Raw genomic sequence first — 16390 nt, forward strand, 5'->3', positions numbered from 1 at the left:
GCTCCTCAGGCGGGCTGGCGGACGGGATCGGGAGCGTGAAGGGGTGCGGTCGCGCTGCCGGCGCCGAGGCCGATCGTCTGGTAGACGTCGGGCCGGGCGGCGCGCAGCACGTGCGCCCATGCCAGCCCGATCGCCGCGGCGACCGCGTAGCTGGCCGGGAACATCCACCGCAGCGGGGAGATCGGGTCGACGCCGAGGAGGGCGTCGAACTGTTCGACGGTGACGACGAGGATCGCGCCGAGGGCCAGGGCGGACAACAACGGCGCGACCGTGGTGCGCCACATGCCGTCGCGGTGGGCGATTCGGGTGAAGTAGCTGACCACGGCGACCGACGTGGCGGTCATCAGGATCAGGACGCCGAGCGCGCCGAGGGAGGTGAGCCAGAAGAACAGGTGCACGATCGGGTCGGCGTCGGCGAGCACGTATCCGGTGAGCACCACCAGGGCGAGGGCGGTTTGGAGGATGGAGCCGGCTTTCGGCGCGCCGGTGCGGCGGCTGGTTCGGCCGAGGACGCTGGGGAGGACCCGTTCGCGGCCGAGGGCGAACGCGTACCGGGCCACCGTGTGGTGGAAGGACAGGAGGGCGGCGAACAGGGAGGTGATGAACAGCCACCGGCCGGTGGTGACCAGTGACGAGGTGAGGTGTGGGGACACGAGGTTGAAGATGAGGTCGGTGCCCTCGGTCTGGGCGGCTGCGACGATCTGGTCGGGTCCGGTGGCGATCGACATCGCCCACGCCGACAGCCCGTAGAGCAGGCCGGTGACCGCCACGGCGATGTACGTGGCGCGGGGCACCGTGCGTTTGGGGTCCTTGGTCTCTTCGGCGAACACGGTGGTGCCTTCGAAGCCGACGAACCCGGCGATGCCTGTCACGAGGGCGGCGCCGATGCCAGCCCCGACCAGGTGGGACGGGGCGAGGGTGTCGAACTGGACGCGCCCGTCGGCGGGGTGGGTGACCATGACGGCGTCGTAGACCAGGGCGATCGCGCATTCGGCGACGAGGAGGACGGCGAGGACTTTGCCGTTGAGGTCGATGCGCAGCAGGCCGAGCACGGCGATCACCGCGCAGGCGGCGAGGGCGCACAGCCACCAGGTGGTGTTCATGCCGAACCGGTCGTTGAGGAACCCGGACAGGACTGCGCCGAAGACGCCGTACAGGCCGATCTGCATGCTGTTGTAGGCGAGCAGGGCGACGAGTGCGGCGGCGACGCCGGCTGGTCTGCCGAGGCCTCGGGTGACGTAGGTGTAGAACGCTCCGGCGTTGACGATCCGGCGGGACATGGCCACGTAGCCGACGGCGAACAGGGCGAGCACTCCGGCGACCACCAGGTAGGCCAGGGGGATGCCGAGTACGCCGGTGACGGCGTATCCGGTGGTCGCGCCGCCGGCGACCGCTGTCAGTGGCGCGGCGGCGGCCACGACGAAGAACACCACGGCGGGGATGCCGAGCCGGCCGCGTGCCAGGACCGCGGACACGGTGTCAGGGTGATGTCTGGGCATGGGGAAGCTGCCCCTCTCAAAGGGCTAAAGGGTGAACGGTCGGGTGGTGTACCGCAGCTGTGCTCAGGTGCGGTGGCTCAGAACGGTGTGACCGATCGCCGTGTCCAGGTCGGCGAGGAGCTCACGCATCGGTGGCGGTGCGGCTGCCAGCAGGCGCCTCAGGTGCGCGCCGGCCGAGTAGGGTGCGCCGTCGAGGATGAACTGGTCCAGGCGGCAGGACACGCAGATGCCGGCCAAGGCGAGGTCGAAGCCATCGAGTTCCTCGTACTGGCGCAGTTTCGTTGATATGCGGGCCCACGACCAAGCGGCGACGTTCATGTCCGTCGGAACGTGCACCGTGACCGTGCGGAAGAGCTTGCGCTGCTGCTGCGGTTCGACCTTGCCGGCCTGCCACAACCGTCGCGTGACCTCATCGTGGGCGGTCGCGGCGAGGTACGACAGCCACGTGCGGGTGGCGGTGTGCTGGGGTTCGCCGATGAGCCGGTCCAGGATGAGGTGTTGCAGGGGGTCGGCGGGCGGCCGGTGGTCGAGCACGTGGAGGTGTCCCCGGTCGATCGAGATCCGACCGGCGGCGGCCAGCTCACCGAGCAGCGCGGCGGCCAGCCCGTGAGTGATTGCGCTGTGGTGCAGGCGGGGCCGGCCGGTCTGGTCGTCGTGGGCGATCAGGAAGAACTCGTCAGCCAGCAGCATCGGCCGGTTCGGGCCAGTCCCCCGGGCCTGCCGGTGTCTCGCGGGTGTGGGCTCGAGGTGCAGCTGCACCGCCGGACGGTGATCTTCTGCGCCAGGGGGTGTGGGGATCACCGCTGCTGGCCTTCCTCGGTCGGGGCTTCTACGGGGACGGGGATCTTGAGTTGCTTGAGGACGTCGCGCCCACCGGGATGCCGGCGGAGCTCACCCAGGGCCCAGGAGTATTGGGTGCAGGTCTTGCTGTCGGTGCAGTTGAAGCAGGTTCGGCCGTTGGCGTGCTGTTGCGCTGTCCGCCGGGCCGAGTCGAAGACATTGGCGGGGTGGTGGCTGTCGTCGATCGGGCTCATCGCGGCCTCGCCGTGCGGCGTAGGGCGAAGGCCGTGCCACCCATCTTGATCCAGGGCGGGTGCTGGGTCGTGAGCGACGTACTCGCACTCGGGGCGTTGCCGGAGCGCCCGTAACCACCAGTCGCTGGGCTTTGCGATGTCGGTTCAAGTCCAGTGCACGACCACGTCAACGGGGATGCCGGACGTGAGGTCGGGGCCGAGAAATTACTGAATGTCATCAAGCCGAAGCGTTGAGCCCCGTGCCGGGTGACCAGCGTCTGCGATCCCGCGTGACCAGCAGATTCAGGCATCGGAACCTCCGCCGGCCCTCTGCGCGCGTACGAGCAGGCAGCAGGGGTCACCGGTCGGGCTGGCGATGTTTTCTACGTCTAGGCATCTCAGCCCGGATGCGGTGACAGCGGCTTTCCAGCCCTGCGGCCCTGACGTCCAGCGGGCGACGGGTATCCGGTTCCCGTCCGCCAGGCGCATCATGGCCCGACGTGAGCCGAGCCAGCGCGGGTATGGCACGGTGAACAGCAGCCGGCCGCCGGGACGCAGGTGTCGTGAGATCAGCGGCAGGAGCTGGTCAGGCGGGCACAATCCGACCGCCCCGAAGATCGAGAAGCAGATATCCAGCGGGTGCGTGCGGGCGAGGAAGATCCGCGCGTCGGCGCAGTGGAAGCGGATCGGCAGGTGTCCCCAGCGGGTGCGCGCCCGGGTGATCTGCAGCGGTGCGACATCCACCCCGACGCAGTCAGCGCCGCGTAGTGCCAGCGGGGCCAGGTTGTCGCCGTTGCCGCAGCCGAGTTCGGCGACGGCCAGCCCGCTTACCTCGCCAAGCAACTCGATCCCCGGGCCGTGGCCCGGATACTGCGTCCACTCGACTCGGCCGGGAGTCATCGGTCGGTCGTCGGGCAGCGCGAGGCGTGCTTGCCGGTCCCACGCGTGCCGGTTGATCGCGGTGACGTAGCTGCTGCTCATGGGTCTACGACTGGGTGACGTCGAGGCAGGACTGGACGTTGCGCATCTTCTTGCCCAGGGTGACAAGGCTTCGGGCAGATGCCTTGAGGTCCTTGGATGCGGCGCGCATTGCGGCGAGGTTCGCCGCGTCGGTGTCGGCATTGGCCTTGATCCAGCGGTCGATGGTGCGGGCGATGTGTTCGGCGAGTTCGGCTTCCTTGGTGACCACGCTGCGGAAGTGGCCGGCGGACTCGGTCCAGTTCCATGGGTGGGGCTCATGGCCGACGCCGGCGGTGTCGAGCTGGTAGTTGGTGTACTTGAGCGAGGTGCTGATGCCGTCGAGCATGTCCCGGACGGTCACGACCCGGCCGCTGGTGTCCCTGGCGATCGCCACTGCCACTCCTCGGATGTCCTGGGGTGGCCGCGCACGGCGCGGAAGGCATGTGGGCGCGGCCACTGGTTCGGATGACGGTGGCTGCGCGGACAGGATGAAGCGGCGCAGGCGCCGCGCGGCCACCGGTTCTTCTCAGGTCAGCGGGCCAGGGTCCGATCGATCCAGGTCACGCGCATGCCGGCCAGCTCACGGCGCATCGTTTCGACGTCGGTGCCGAAGGGCACGACGCAGCCACCGGACATGTTGGGCGCGCCCTGGCAGGCATGGACCAGCCTGCCGCCGAGAGCCGCGTGCGCGAGGATGCTCTCGCGCCGCCGCGACTCGTTGAACCAGGTGCCGTGATACAGCTCGTCGAGCACTTCAGCGGTCGCCTTGTCCAGATCGTAGACCACCTGGGCAGCAGCGCACAGCATCCAGGCAGGGGAAACGTTGCTGATCTGCCCGTCCAGCTCGACCCGGTTGAGGGCCATCAGGGTCCCGCACTCGCGCAGCATCCGCAGCGTCCCGTCGGGCACGAAGTCCAGGCCAGGGTCATGCAGGTGCTCCTCGCGGAACATGTAGGCGTACACGTCATGTGCGGTGCGCAGCACCTCGGCCGGATCGGTGGTGGCGTAGCCGTGCTCCTTGACGAAGTCCAGCACGAGCTGCTCGATCGTCAGATCCTCGCTCTCCGCGGCCGGAAGCAGCTCGGCCCGGACCCGCTGCCAGTCGCACAGCAGCCAGCTCGGGTTCTCGTAACGGAAGAAGAACTCCTCCGGCTTGATCGTCAACGTCGATCCGGCGACCGTGATGCCGGGGATCCGCTCCCAGGTCTTGGTGAACGGCGTGGGCAGGTCGACCTTGATAACGTCGGCAGTGGCTACTGTCATCGTGGCAATTCCTCTCGAAGTGGGATGTCACCGATTGCGGTGGTCCGGCGGTCCTGCTGAGCTAGCCGGCTGGCAGGGCCGCCATTACGAGCGATGATGTTCGTCGCGGCCTTCTTTACCTCCTTCTCCGGGCCTTGACTCGGCGTCTACCTCGTAGCCATGGCGCCGTCACAACGCCGATCAACCTGCGTCGTCCTTCGCTCGCCGATGTGGCCGAGGTGAGAGGCCGCGCTGACAGGCAGATTGGGCGTCGGGTCGCCCAGCCATGCTCGCGGTGCGGCCACCCACATCACCAGGGACAATGAGCGGCGGGCTCCGCGGGGAAGGGCGAGCCCGCCGCCACATCGCGGCGGCTGGGAGCAGACCGCCGATCACCCACCCACGCAGCCCTGATGGCGGTACGCAGGCGGGGCATCAGCCGCACGCGTAAGAGGGCGTCACACAATGGGGCCTCGCGAAGCACTCGCCCATACCGTTGCCGTTCGGCGGTCCCGACGTCCATCTTGAATCCCCTGGCGTGAGGCTGTGAATCGGTGCCAGCCGCCCACTTATCAAAGCGGCGACCGGCACGATTAGGTTCGCTCGGTGAACGCGCCGATGGGGATGTCCTCGTGGTGCACTTACGGTGCACTGGCAAGCACGCCAGCTGCCGCTAAAATCGTCCGGCCGACAACTGTTCCCAAGGAGAAGGACGTGCGATGGCCGCGGTGACGACCTGGACCGGCCGGGAAGCAAACGCGCTACGCCGGGCACTGCGGATGAGCGTCACCAGCTTCGCCGAACACCTCGGCGCCGCCCGACGGACGGTGGCCAAGTGGAGCAGCCAGGGTGACAGGATCTACCTGCGTGCGGATATGCAGGCTGCCCTAGATACGGTGCTGGCGCGGGCCGCCCCAGATGTCCGTGAACGCTTTGAGGCACTGGTAAGAGCAGGTACCAGCGGTGCACTTGCGGATCCCGCGAAGCCGTTCGCCACCAGTACGCAGATTCATACTGGCGAAGGCAGCATTCGCGACATCGACTCGGACGGCGACGTGCGGCGCAGAGACTTCTTGACGGGCATGACGATCAGCGGCATGGCCGCGCAGACCGTCGCACCGCTACTCAACGCGCTGGTCACACCACCCTCTCGAACCACAACGCGGGTTGCCCTAACGCTCCGGCAGTTCGCTCAGGACGTCGGCGCGGCTAAGACCGACTACCAGGCCTGCCGGTACGAGCAGGTTCTAGCCAGACTCTCGGCCCTGCTGCCCGCGCTGGAACCGACTCGTGCGGACACCGAAGGCGAGCAGCGAGCGCTTGTAGAAGCCCTCGCCAGCGACCTCTACCACGTCGTCGGCAGCATGCTGCTCAAGGTCGGTGACAAAGGCATGGCCCTGGTCGCTGCCGAACGCAGCACCCGTGCCGCTGTGATCAGTCAGGACCCGGTGGCGATGGCTACGAGCGCCCGGATCATGACACACGCTCTCATGAGCAACGGCCACAGCAGACAGGCACAGCAGCTCGCTGAAGACGCGGCCAAGAACCTCCAACTCGACACCCGACTCGCCTCGACCGACGCAGTCGCCGTCTACGGCGCCCTGCTGCTCCGCGGTGCTATCGCCGCCGCCCGCGACGACAACCGCGACAACGCACAGGCCATGCTCGACGAGGCATCCCGCGCCGCCATACAACTCGGCTACGACGGCAACGACCGATGGACCGGCTTCGGCGCCACCAACGTGCTGCTGCACCGCGTCAACATCGCGCTGACCCTCGGCGACGCCGGCACCGCCATAGCCCTCGCCCGCCAGGTACCACTGGACAAGATCAGCCTCGCCGAACGGAAGGCGTCCCTGTTCGTCGACGTGGCCCGCGCCTACACCCAGTGGGGTCGCTACGAGCACGGCCTGAACGCACTACGCAGCGCCTACCAGGTGGCACCCGAAGAGATCCGGTGTCGGCCGACCGTGCAGCGCACCGTTAACGACCTGGCAGTCCTCACCCGCGGGCACGTCCGCACCGCCGTCATCGACTTCGCCCAGCAAGCCGGGATGCACGTATGACTAACCGCCACCTGCAAATCGTCGTCTGCGCTGCCGGGCCCGCCGCAGACGTGACTCAACTGATCACCAACGCGACCCAACAGTCGTGGACAACGGCCGTCACCGCCACCCCCAGCGCCCTCGACTTCATCGACGCAGAAGCGATCGAGCAGCTGACCGGCCACCCGGTCCGGTCCACCTACCGGTTGTCCGATCGGACTCGCCGCTCGCTCCCGGCAGCGGACGCGCTCATCATCGCCCCCGCCACCTACAACTCCGTCAACAAGATCGCCCTCGGCATCGCCGACAACTACGCCTTGACAACAGTCGCCGAACTGATCGGCCGGCAGGTCCCGACAGTGGTCGTCCCGTTCGTCAACGCCGCCCTGGCAGCCCGCCCGCCCTTTCAGCGCGCGGTGGCGAATCTCCGCGACGAGCGCGTGAGGGTCTTCCTCGGGACCGACCACGGATGGGAGCCTCACCCGCCCGGCACCGGCAGCAGTCGCCAGCGGGCATTTCCCTGGGCGGCGGCATTAGAAGCGGCAACCCGCATGGCAAGCGGCGCGCCCGCCAACAGCACCAATCAGGGCTGAACCCGCCTTACATTCAGCGCAGAGGCAGGAACCGCGTTGGTCGTTTCATGGCTGATCGGCAGCGGCCACGAGGCTCAACAGGCAAGAGCGTGACTGACCCAGTTTCCGGCATGGACTGCGGCCAGCCGGCGAGGTCTCGGATGACTTCGCGTCCAAGGACGCATAGGGGTCAACCAAGCCTCGGCAGAGCACCGACCTGAATCAGAGGGATTACTTCCTCCTTGCTGCCCGTGGCGCCCTAGGTTCCGACCGGTGTGTCTGGTGCACTGCAGCGCGGACGATGGAGCCAGGCGTTAGCCGTGGGATGCTGTCTGGCCTGCGGCAATCCGGCACCCTCCTGCTCGAATGGTCCCTCGCTGTTCAGAAACGTCCTGCCATGTTCGCGTCGTTTGTCACTCGGTTAGTCACTCAACGGGCATGGCACCATCGGATGTGCTCCGGCTACCCCGCCGCCATCTCCCACTAGGTCAAGAGCGCCGGGAGGATACGCCGAACGAGACGACCTGGAGGGGGCTGCGTCCCGCCATATCCCAGGGCCTTGGTGATTGCGTCACGAGCGGAGCAGCGGACGGCCCGGTTGTCATCCTCAACGGCCTGCAGCAACTCGGGCAGAGCCGACCTCGCGGCACGGAAACCAAGCAGGTCGCACAGCAACTGGCGCGTCAGAGGACGTCCAGCAACTCTGAGCGCCTGAGCAAGGGCACGAACGGGAGCCTGACGTCGAAGTCTGTCAACCACAGGATGCCGGTCGGCCGTTTCCCGCTCCAGCGCGTGGATCACATCCGTCGATGTCAGGTCGAAGTCCACCATGCCTCGGCCACCTGATCCTTAAGTGACGGGTACGTCCTGATGCCGCACGTCCCCAGGGTCCCTGTGTAGCCTGTCCCAACCCTGCTGGTCCCGCAGGACCAGGTCAACCACTAGCGAGCCGAGGTATTGGCCGTCACTTGCTCCCGATCGGCCGCTGGCCCCCTTCCGGGCGCCAGCGGCACGATCCTGGGTGCCGTTTAGGTTCTGTGGCTGCCCGTGCAGCGGCCACCTTATGGTTGCTCCGGGAGGCGCTGTACTTCGCGGTCCGCATCGACGCCTCCCGCCGGGTGAAGTCTGGGCCCTCCACCTCCTGAAGGGCAGTGGAGTAAAGCTGGAGCCCTGGAACCCGCCCGTCGCAGACCGTCACGGCTTCGTCTGGCTCCGCCATGTTGCTGGCCACCTGCTCGGCGAGTAACCCCAGTGCCTGCATTGACGGTCCGGGGACGACCTCGAGGCCAGCCGACAGTGGATCAGCGGCAACTGCGGCGAGCACAGCGGCGGAGGGGCCGCTCCTGTGGGTTCTCGGGTCGTGCACGTAGCGGAGCTGCCAGACCCAGACTTGGCCGGGCTGCCACTGCCAGCACACGAGGTCCGGACCTCCACTACGCTTCACGTCGGCGGTTACCAACAGCTTCGGTCGAGCCGTGGCAAGCAGGTGGGCCCGCAAGGCTAGAGCAGTGCCTTCGGCGAGGGCGTTGGGACCGCCGTCGAGGTCGATTGCGCCAGCCTCCCTTACTCGAGGGTCGGGCTGTGGCAGGGCTTTGTCCCTGCCACAGCCCTAATCATTACAAGCTAATTCTGGTTCTCCGACTTCGGCTTCTGGCTGCCGAGGATCCGCACGGTTGTGCCGAGTCTGATCGGCGCGTTGTCCGGGCCTCTAAGGAAGGGGCTGATGTAGATGGGGCGGCGCAGCGCTCGTCCTGGTCCATACGGCTGGTTACGCCAGTGACCGGACACCCAGAACCGGCTGGTTTGGGAGGGCGCTGGGTCACCCGGCGCCGATCGGGCGCTGGACGGTGCGCCGCCGCCGTTGGCTCCGATTCGCACGACCCGAACTTCGGGCGCGGGCCGGTTGGTGCGGGCGTAGGTCTTGCGGACGACTTTGTCGACTTCTGCTGTTGTGACTTGGGCGGCCTGCTGTGCGATCAGCAGCCAGGTTGCGGTTAGCGCTGCCACTGGGTGATCGACGGGCAGCGCGTGCCGCTCGTGTACTTGGACGGTGCTTATCGGGGCGAGCCAACCGACTTGTTCGCGTAGTCGCTGGAGGGGCGTGCCGTCCAGGCCTCCGCCGATTGTGCGGTAGCTGACCAGGTGCCAGCCCTCGGTGGTGGTGGTCCAGGAAGCGGCGGTGATCTGCCGAGGCGTCACCGGTCGTGGCCACACGAGCAGTCCGTCGGTGGAGGGCATGAGGTCGCGGCTGGTGGTGACGTCGGGGAGTTTCTCTGCGGCGTACTCGGCCAGGTCGGTGAAGTCGCTGTCGATCCAGAACAAGCCTGCTCGGTCTAGGCCGGCTGCGATGTCTTGGCGCGTTTCAGCGGTAGCGAGCGCGGTTGGGAGGCCGTCCTCGCTCCGGTAGAAGCGGGCGAGCCGGTCGCGAATCTTGGGCAGCTCGCGGGCGGTGATGGCGGTGGCGGGCCAGGCGGTGGTCGTGATGAGCGTCCGTCCCGGGCCTCGAGCGTTCAGGAACGCCTGGTGCAGTTGCTTGATGCGCTCTCGCGCCTGCGAGTGGTCGCCGAGGCCGAACGCCTGCACCGCCCGGTCGACGACCTTGTAAATTCTTCCGTCGTCGATGTGCGTCTGGCACGTGGCGCAGGCCGCCCACGCCTGGCCGAAGTTCTGCACGAGTCCTGCGGCCGCGCCGATTGCGAGGGCGGTGACTTCGCCGCCAACGAGTGTCCAAGTCGGGTACGGGTCGCCGCAGAAGTCGCAGGTGCGCTGGACGGTGTCGAGCTGGCTGACCGGGACAGGGACGGGCGCATGTCCGTCGGTGGTGAGTTGGATCGGGTGTACGTAGGTGGGCGGTGTTCCGAGGGTGTTCAGTGGGGAGAGGCAGATTTGGCAGGCCATCTCCTCGCGCGGCGCGGTCATGCCGTCGCCTCGTCGATCAGGCGGCGGTCGCGCAGGCGCGGTCGGCGACGGCACCCGCCGGCGGGCATTGCCATCCCCGGCTCGTAAACGGCGTGACCGTTCCGGCCGTGGTGTTTGGCGTGGTACATGGCGATGTCTGCGCGGCGGAGGGCCACCTCTTCGAACGGGTCCGTGCTCTCAGCCAGGGCGATACCGACGCTGGCGGTGACGGTGGCCGTGATGGGTGTGCCGTCGGTGGTGAGTTCGACGGGCTGGGCGATGAGGGCGACGAAGGTGTCGGCGATACGGTCCAGGTCCGGGGTGCGGACGGGCAGCAGTGCGGCGTACTCGTCGCCGGAGAGCCGGGCGGCGGTGCCGCCGTGTAGTGCGGCGATGTCGGTGATGCGGCGGCCGATGGCGGCCAGGATGTTGTCGCCGCGGTCGTGGCCGTGGGTGTCGTTGACCGGTTTGAAGTCGTCGAGGTCGATCAGGACGACGATGACGGGCCCAGCGGTGCCGGCCGCGGTGAGGGTGGCGTGCGCGGCGATCAGGCCGGCGCGGTTGAGCATGCCGGTGACCGGGTCGTGTTCCAGCTGCCAGATGGCGTCGGTGAGCCGGTTGCGGAGCCGGCGGACGAGTGGCCACATGGTGAGGCCGCCGAGGGTGAACGCCACCAAGGCGGTGGCGATCATGATCAGTGGTAGGGACACTGGAGTCCTCCATTTGGAGAACCCGGGACGCGGCGTTTCCTAGGCGAGGCGTCCCGGGTCCAGATACGACGACGGCCCGCCTTATGGCGGGCCGTTTGCTGCTTGCGCCGCTCGTTGGCGGCACGGCTGTGGGGACATCGGTAGAGCCCGGGCGCCGGCTGAAGCGATAAGGCCGACGGCAGGGAGCCGTCACGAGACGGCCGGGCGATGACCGGCGATTCAGAGAGTGCTGTCGCAGGCGCGATGTAGGCCGGTGGCGTCGCGGGGCGACGGGTGGGCCGCGGGTGTCCGTTGTTAGCGGCGCGCGGGGCGTGCGACCTGGTCGGCGCGCAGTGTGGCGGCCAGGTCTGTGGGGATGTCGGCGTAGGGTGCGACGGCCAGGAGTACTTCGGTCGGGTCGAGAATCGTCTCGACCTGGCCGATCCGAACTGTGTCGGGTTGGTTGTCGGGGTCGGTGACCGGGTCCCAGGAGAAGTCGACGACGGTGCCGAAGTAGGTGCGGTGTGGGTTCCAGCCGACCTGGATGGTGTAGCGGTCGAAGCCGGGTCTGGGTGTGAGGGTGTAGAGGCTCATCGGTCCCTTTCGCGGGGCTTTGCGGCCGAAGCCGGTCCGGCAGGAGTTGCGCGGGCTGGTGCCGCAGCCAGCGGCAGATGGGGGCTGGTGGGGTCGCCGGACGCTCGGGCTCATGCCTCGGAGTGGCGGGCGCGTTGCTCGGCCAGCTCGACGATCTTGTCGCGGCGGGCGGCGGGAAGACCGGCGAGCAGGTCGATGTACTGCTGTTCCTGCGCGGTGACGGGTGCGGCGAAGGCAGCCTTGTAGGCCAGGCGTGCGGGTTCGTGTGCGGCCTCGATCGGGCCGCTGTGGTCGTAGGCGGTGGCGGCCTGGCCCAGTTGCTCGGCCGCCGCGAGGGGGTCGCGGGACAGGGTGATGTCGTAGATGCGGAAGTTCGCCGGCAGGTCCGCGGCGCCGATTGCGGTGATCAGGCACAGGTTGGCCTGGACGTGGTAGCCGTGAGCCTCGCTGCGGGCCGGCGTTTCGCCGCGGGCTCGCATGGCGGCGCGTTCGGCGTGCCAGCGCAGCCGGGCTTCTTCGGCGTGTCTGGCGAGGGCGAGCAGCATGCTGCGGGTGGGATCCACTTGGTGCCTCCTGTCGTTGAGTGGTTCCGGCTACTTGTCGGATGGGTTGGCTCGGTCGGTGTCGGCTGCCTGCTCGAACGCCGATGGCGGGAGGCCGGCGTGTAGCGCCTGCCGCAGCAGGCGGGCCAGCTGGTATTCGGGGTCGGCCTGCAGGGCGCGGTCTGCTGCCATACCAGCGAGGGCTCCGTCCCCGCAGCGCCAGGCGGTGATGGCGAGGAGGGTGGCCGGTGCTGGCACGAGCGCCTCCTCGGCGCGGCGGGTGATGTCGGCCCAGAACGTGACGTGCGGGTCGTGCGGCTGGGTGAGGTCTACGGCAAGGTCCCGCACCGACGGACGTCTGAGGAGCACGGTGAGCCAGGCGACCTCGTCGTCGGTGATGCGCTTGCTGTCGTCGTGCTTGCGCAGCGCGTCGCGGACCGCCAGGGCGCCGGCCTCGTCCGCAGCGGCGGCGCCGGCGGCGCACAGCGCCGTGAGGCGGGTGACCGCCGCGGTGGTGGCGCGGCTCATGCCGTCACGGGCGGCGCCGTCGACGGGTGCGAACCGGGCGGCCACGGCTGCCCGGTTCGGTAGCGCGACCTGCCCTGCGGCGGTTGCCTGCACTGCGATGAGCGAGGCGGTGGGATCGAATGGGGTTCCCTGCGGTGGGCAGCAGTCGGGGTTGACGCAGGTGGGGTTGAAGACCCGCGTACCGGTGACCCGCAGCAACTCCAGGACCGGCATCCCGCTGCCGGTGAGCGCCTCGCTGACAGAGAGCAGTGCCGGATCGATGTGCCCGGCTCCGTATCCGACGATCATCAGGTCGGTGATCGGCTGCTGCCGCCGCAGGACCGTGACCAGGTTGGCGGCTACCTCGAGGGCCTGGCGTGCGGGGGCGCCGGGGGCGGGCAGGTCACCCCGGGCGGCGAAGACGATCCGCCGGTCTCTGCTCGCGATGACGACGATGCTGCCGTCGTCGGGTCGGAAACCGAGGAGGTACGGCACCGCGGCCACCAGGTCGGCCGGGGACCGCACGGTCAACTTGTTGTCGGGAAACGACATGACGATCTCCAATTCAGGTTGGCATCGGGGGCGGGATGCGGATGGTCGGCGAGCCGGACGAGCCGCATGTGCGCGTCGGGTAGGCGCCGGGACCCTGCGTCTCCCCTGCCGGGCGCCCGATCAGCCGCTCGGCGCGCTCGACGGCTCAGCCGCGGTCGGGTCCAGGTACCGGTCGACACCGACGCCCCCGTCGCTGACGGCCGGCGTGATCAACGGGTGCTCAACGCGGGCCAGCGCAGGGTCCGGTCTGTGCGGACGGGGCATTCAGCGGTTGCGGTCACCGCCGGCGGAGGCGGCGGGGTCGCGGCGCGAAGCCTGTGCCTTCCGTGGCACATGAAGGCAGGCGGCCACCGGATGGTGGCCGCCTGCAGGGATAGGGTGCGTGCCCCGGTCGCCGCTGAGGCGAGAGGCGGGTATGAGCGCTGAGGGTCTGAGCGTGGGGTGAACGGCGGCCGACCGTGAAGGGTGGGCGCGATGCCGTCGCGGACGCAGCAGATCAGCAGCAGTAATAAGGAGAAGAGGTTTCAAGCTAACCGCGGGCCCTGCTGGTGTGGCTGGGGCTGTCAGGTTCGCGGTCCTGGCAGGACCTGACAGCCCCAGCCCACCTGGTGTCAGTCAGAGGCGGGCGTGACGCGGGAGTTCGCCTGGGATCGCTTCAGAATCAGCACGTCCTCGTGTGCGACAAGGTGCACCGGCACGCCCTCGGCTCTGGACTTGCGTACCGCCATGAGGCCGAACATCGAGGCGCGGTGCACGATCTGCCCGTCGCGGACGGCGGCGAGCATCGCCGCGCACCGCTGGAACGGGATCAGCCCTACCGACTGGGCGACGGCCAGGAACTCGCCGGGCAGGTCGATGAAGTCGTCCGGGCGGCGCCGTACTGGTCGGCACGTGATGACCACCGTGCCGCCGGGGCGCAGCAGCTGGTAGCTGGCGGTCAGGATCGCGGCGAACCCGTCAAGCAGGCCGGACCATCCGACGTAGGCGAGGTTGCCCCGCTGGCGGTCGCCGTACAGGTGCGCCCGCTTCCTGACTCCGGTTCCGGTCGCGCGGACAAGTCCGTGGGTGGACCGCCCGTACGGCGGGGAGGTGAGCACAAGCCCGACCTCACCGACCGCCGACGCGGGGGCGAGCTTCAGCAGGCCGGTCGCGTCGCCGGTGATGACCGTCGCCGAGCCGGCGGCGCCCTGGGACGCGGCGAGGGCGACGTTGGACGCCGCCAAGGCGGTGAACCGCGGTTCGATGTCCACGCCGAGCGCGTGCCGCCCGAGGTGCATGGCCTCCACGAGCGTGGTGCCCGACCCGCACATCGGGTCGAGCACCAGATCCCCTGGGGCGGTGTAGGCGGCGATGGCGTGCGCGGCGAGGTGGGGCAGCATCTTCCCTGGGTGCGTGGACGACTCCGGCACGTACCGGCCGCGGCGTTGGTCACGGGAGGGCTGCTGGCAGGTCAGCCACACCGAGGTGATCGGCAGAGACTCAGGCACCGCCGCCTCCCGCCTGTGCTTGGTGTGTGCTGCGGGTCAGGATCAGCACGTCGGTATGGATGTCCAGCTGCGCGTGCTGGTTACGTCGGGGCGGCCGGTCGGCCGCCACGATGTGCTGCAGGTACGCCAGCCCGGCCCGCTTTGCGGCAACGACGACGTCGACCGGTGCGATGAGGTCGGCGTGCGGCAGTAGCACCGCCACGCAGCCACCCGGCACGAGGCTGGCGTGGCAGCGGACGAAGAACTCAACCGGTGACGCGGTGTCGTCGACCGGCCACCCGGTGATGATCAGCGTCGCCGCCTCGCGGCCCCAGCCGCCCTGGCGAGCTGCTTGCGGGTGGCTGCGGCGGTCGGCGGCGATGATGGCGCAGGCCATCTGCGGTCCCTCGGCCAGGTCGATGATCAGGTCGGACGGGTGAGTGAGGTTGTGGACCAGCCGCACCCCCATCGCGTTGGACATGGTCTCGCCAGGCTTCGGGGCGGGAACCGGCCAGACGGTGATCGGTACGGGCGGGTCGCCGGGCACCACGTCCCCCACCGGCAGTGGCGCGCTGTGGCGGTTGGTATCGGTCATGGGCATGGTGGCCCCCGGACCGGCGGGCGTACTGACGATCCCCAGTGCGGCGCTGACAGGCTGATCGAACCCCCTTCCGCCTGACAGCAGCGGTCACCGCAGTCTCTTGGCGGACGCGTCAGCCGACGTACGGACGATCGCCACGCCGCGAACCTGACGCCAGCGGACACAACCTGTCCCGGTAGGACAATCGCTCGTGGTGTCAGGTCGGGCTGTCCCAATCGAGACCTCGGCCTTCGCGCAGGGCGAAGCGCTCCGTCGAGGGGAGAGCACCATGGCAGCGACCACGCGCACGAGGACGGCCGACACGGCGCTGACCACGGCCGAGAAGGCATTCGAGCTGCTGACCTGCGAACCCGCGCCGCTGGCGTTCGACGCCCGCCCAGTGCCTGGTCTACCGGACACGACGATGCCACTCGACGAACTACGTAACCTCCTGGTGTACGAGCGCTACGACAGCGACACCACCGACGAGCTGTGGCGGCAACTGGCCCACCACGCCCGCGAACGGGGCCCAGCCTGGGTCGTCGGCGCAATCGGCGTGGCACTGCCCGCACTGACGCACCTCGCGGCAAAGATCAGCCGCGGACACCCCGGGCACGCCGACGACGTGGACTCCGAACTCCTGGCCGGCTTCCTTCAAGCGCTGCGCACGGCGGACCTCGCGCCACCCAGGCTATGGTTGCGGCTGTGCTGGGCGGCATGGCGCGCCGGCGCCGCAGTCGTCAAGACCGACAACGGCGAGGAGCTGCCCCCGGACCTGTCCAGCGGCTCACGGTCGCCGAGGATGCCCTACGGGCACCCGGACCTGCTACTCGGCCGAGCATCCGCCGCCGGCCTGATCACCGCCGAAGCCGCGGAGCTCATCAGCGCGACCCGGTTCGGCGACGCGCTGATCGAGCAACTGGCCGCCGAGAAGGGCGTGACCGCAGCGGTCCTGCGCATGCGCAGACGCCGCGCCGAACGCATCGTGGCCGCCGCCGTCACGCGCGGCGACCTATCCGGCCCGGCCCGCTCCCCCGTGCGCCGCGAACCCGCCAGAGCGGCCTGACAACACCCGCCTGCTCGACATACAGGGCGCAGCGCCTGCGTCACGGCAGATCAGTGCGTTCGTGTGCAATCCCACGGCCCGTGCTGTTCGTGATCAGTAGGGGCGATAGACAAAAACCGCCCAGAGAAGTGGGGCGGCGGCCAACGGCGCCACGGATAAGGCGAG

16 protein-coding genes are annotated in these 16390 nt (G+C 68.9%); 3 read left to right on the forward strand and 13 right to left on the reverse strand.

Annotated features, from left to right (window positions below; genetic code table 11):
• Positions 1-5: 5 nt before the first annotated feature.
• From ABZW14_RS32595 to ABZW14_RS32620, 6 genes are all read right to left on the reverse strand, one after another.
• A complete protein-coding gene (locus ABZW14_RS32595; RefSeq protein WP_355354498.1) occupies positions 6-1499 on the reverse strand; it encodes an APC family permease in 1494 nt (497 codons plus the stop codon).
• A 63-nt stretch (positions 1500-1562) separates the two neighbouring features.
• Positions 1563-2258, reverse strand: coding sequence for a GPP34 family phosphoprotein (locus ABZW14_RS32600; RefSeq protein WP_355354501.1), 696 nt, complete (start codon positions 2256-2258; stop codon positions 1563-1565).
• A 38-nt stretch (positions 2259-2296) separates the two neighbouring features.
• Positions 2297-2533, reverse strand: coding sequence for a hypothetical protein (locus ABZW14_RS32605; RefSeq protein ID WP_355354504.1), 237 nt, complete (start codon positions 2531-2533; stop codon positions 2297-2299).
• A gap of 282 nt (positions 2534-2815) precedes the next feature.
• Positions 2816-3493, reverse strand: a complete 678-nt coding sequence (locus ABZW14_RS32610) for a class I SAM-dependent methyltransferase (RefSeq protein WP_355354507.1) — start codon at positions 3491-3493, stop codon at positions 2816-2818.
• Positions 3494-3497: 4 nt separating this feature from the next.
• The gene (locus ABZW14_RS32615; protein ID WP_355354510.1) at positions 3498-3866 is read right to left on the reverse strand and encodes a hypothetical protein; all 369 of its coding nucleotides are present in this window, start codon (positions 3864-3866) and stop codon (positions 3498-3500) included.
• 137 nt (positions 3867-4003) lie between these two features.
• Entirely contained in the window at positions 4004-4735 is a 732-nt protein-coding gene (locus ABZW14_RS32620; protein WP_355354513.1) for a hypothetical protein, read from the reverse strand.
• A gap of 698 nt (positions 4736-5433) precedes the next feature.
• On the opposite strand from ABZW14_RS32620, the gene ABZW14_RS32625 reads away from it, so the two are divergent.
• Both ABZW14_RS32625 and ABZW14_RS32630 read left to right on the forward strand, forming a co-directional pair.
• Positions 5434-6780 (forward strand): hypothetical protein, encoded by a 1347-nt coding sequence (locus ABZW14_RS32625; protein ID WP_355354516.1) that lies wholly within the window; start codon positions 5434-5436, stop codon positions 6778-6780.
• On the forward strand, positions 6777-7352 hold the full coding sequence (locus ABZW14_RS32630) for a flavoprotein (RefSeq protein WP_355354519.1): 576 nt from the start codon (positions 6777-6779) through the stop codon (positions 7350-7352). The genes ABZW14_RS32625 and ABZW14_RS32630 overlap by 4 nt, the downstream gene beginning before the upstream one ends.
• Before the next feature lie 1602 nt (positions 7353-8954).
• Here ABZW14_RS32630 and ABZW14_RS32635 read toward each other — a convergent pair.
• From ABZW14_RS32635 to ABZW14_RS32665, 7 genes are all read right to left on the reverse strand, one after another.
• The gene (locus ABZW14_RS32635) at positions 8955-10250 is read right to left on the reverse strand and encodes a hypothetical protein (RefSeq protein WP_355354522.1); all 1296 of its coding nucleotides are present in this window, start codon (positions 10248-10250) and stop codon (positions 8955-8957) included.
• On the reverse strand, positions 10247-10939 hold the full coding sequence (locus ABZW14_RS32640) for a diguanylate cyclase (protein ID WP_355354525.1): 693 nt from the start codon (positions 10937-10939) through the stop codon (positions 10247-10249). The genes ABZW14_RS32635 and ABZW14_RS32640 overlap by 4 nt, the downstream gene beginning before the upstream one ends.
• Positions 10940-11233: 294 nt before the next feature.
• Positions 11234-11512 (reverse strand): hypothetical protein, encoded by a 279-nt coding sequence (locus tag ABZW14_RS32645; protein WP_355354529.1) that lies wholly within the window; start codon positions 11510-11512, stop codon positions 11234-11236.
• A 110-nt stretch (positions 11513-11622) separates the two neighbouring features.
• A complete protein-coding gene (locus ABZW14_RS32650; RefSeq protein WP_355354532.1) occupies positions 11623-12075 on the reverse strand; it encodes a hypothetical protein in 453 nt (150 codons plus the stop codon).
• A 30-nt stretch (positions 12076-12105) separates the two neighbouring features.
• A complete protein-coding gene (locus ABZW14_RS32655) occupies positions 12106-13113 on the reverse strand; it encodes a DUF4192 domain-containing protein (protein ID WP_355354535.1) in 1008 nt (335 codons plus the stop codon).
• A 611-nt stretch (positions 13114-13724) separates the two neighbouring features.
• Complete coding sequence (locus ABZW14_RS32660; protein WP_355354538.1) at positions 13725-14600, reverse strand: DNA methyltransferase; 876 nt, start codon at positions 14598-14600, stop codon at positions 13725-13727.
• Positions 14593-15174, reverse strand: coding sequence for a hypothetical protein (locus ABZW14_RS32665; RefSeq protein WP_355354541.1), 582 nt, complete (start codon positions 15172-15174; stop codon positions 14593-14595). Before ABZW14_RS32665 ends, ABZW14_RS32660 begins: the two co-directional genes overlap by 8 nt.
• 274 nt (positions 15175-15448) lie before the next feature.
• Here ABZW14_RS32665 and ABZW14_RS32670 point away from each other — a divergent pair, with 274 nt between their 5' ends.
• On the forward strand, positions 15449-16225 hold the full coding sequence (locus ABZW14_RS32670; protein WP_355354544.1) for a hypothetical protein: 777 nt from the start codon (positions 15449-15451) through the stop codon (positions 16223-16225).
• The last annotated feature ends 165 nt before the right edge of the window (positions 16226-16390 follow it).

Origin of the sequence: Micromonospora sp. NPDC004551, from assembly GCF_040609975.1 — a bacterium.
GTDB lineage: Bacteria > Actinomycetota > Actinomycetes > Mycobacteriales > Micromonosporaceae > Micromonospora.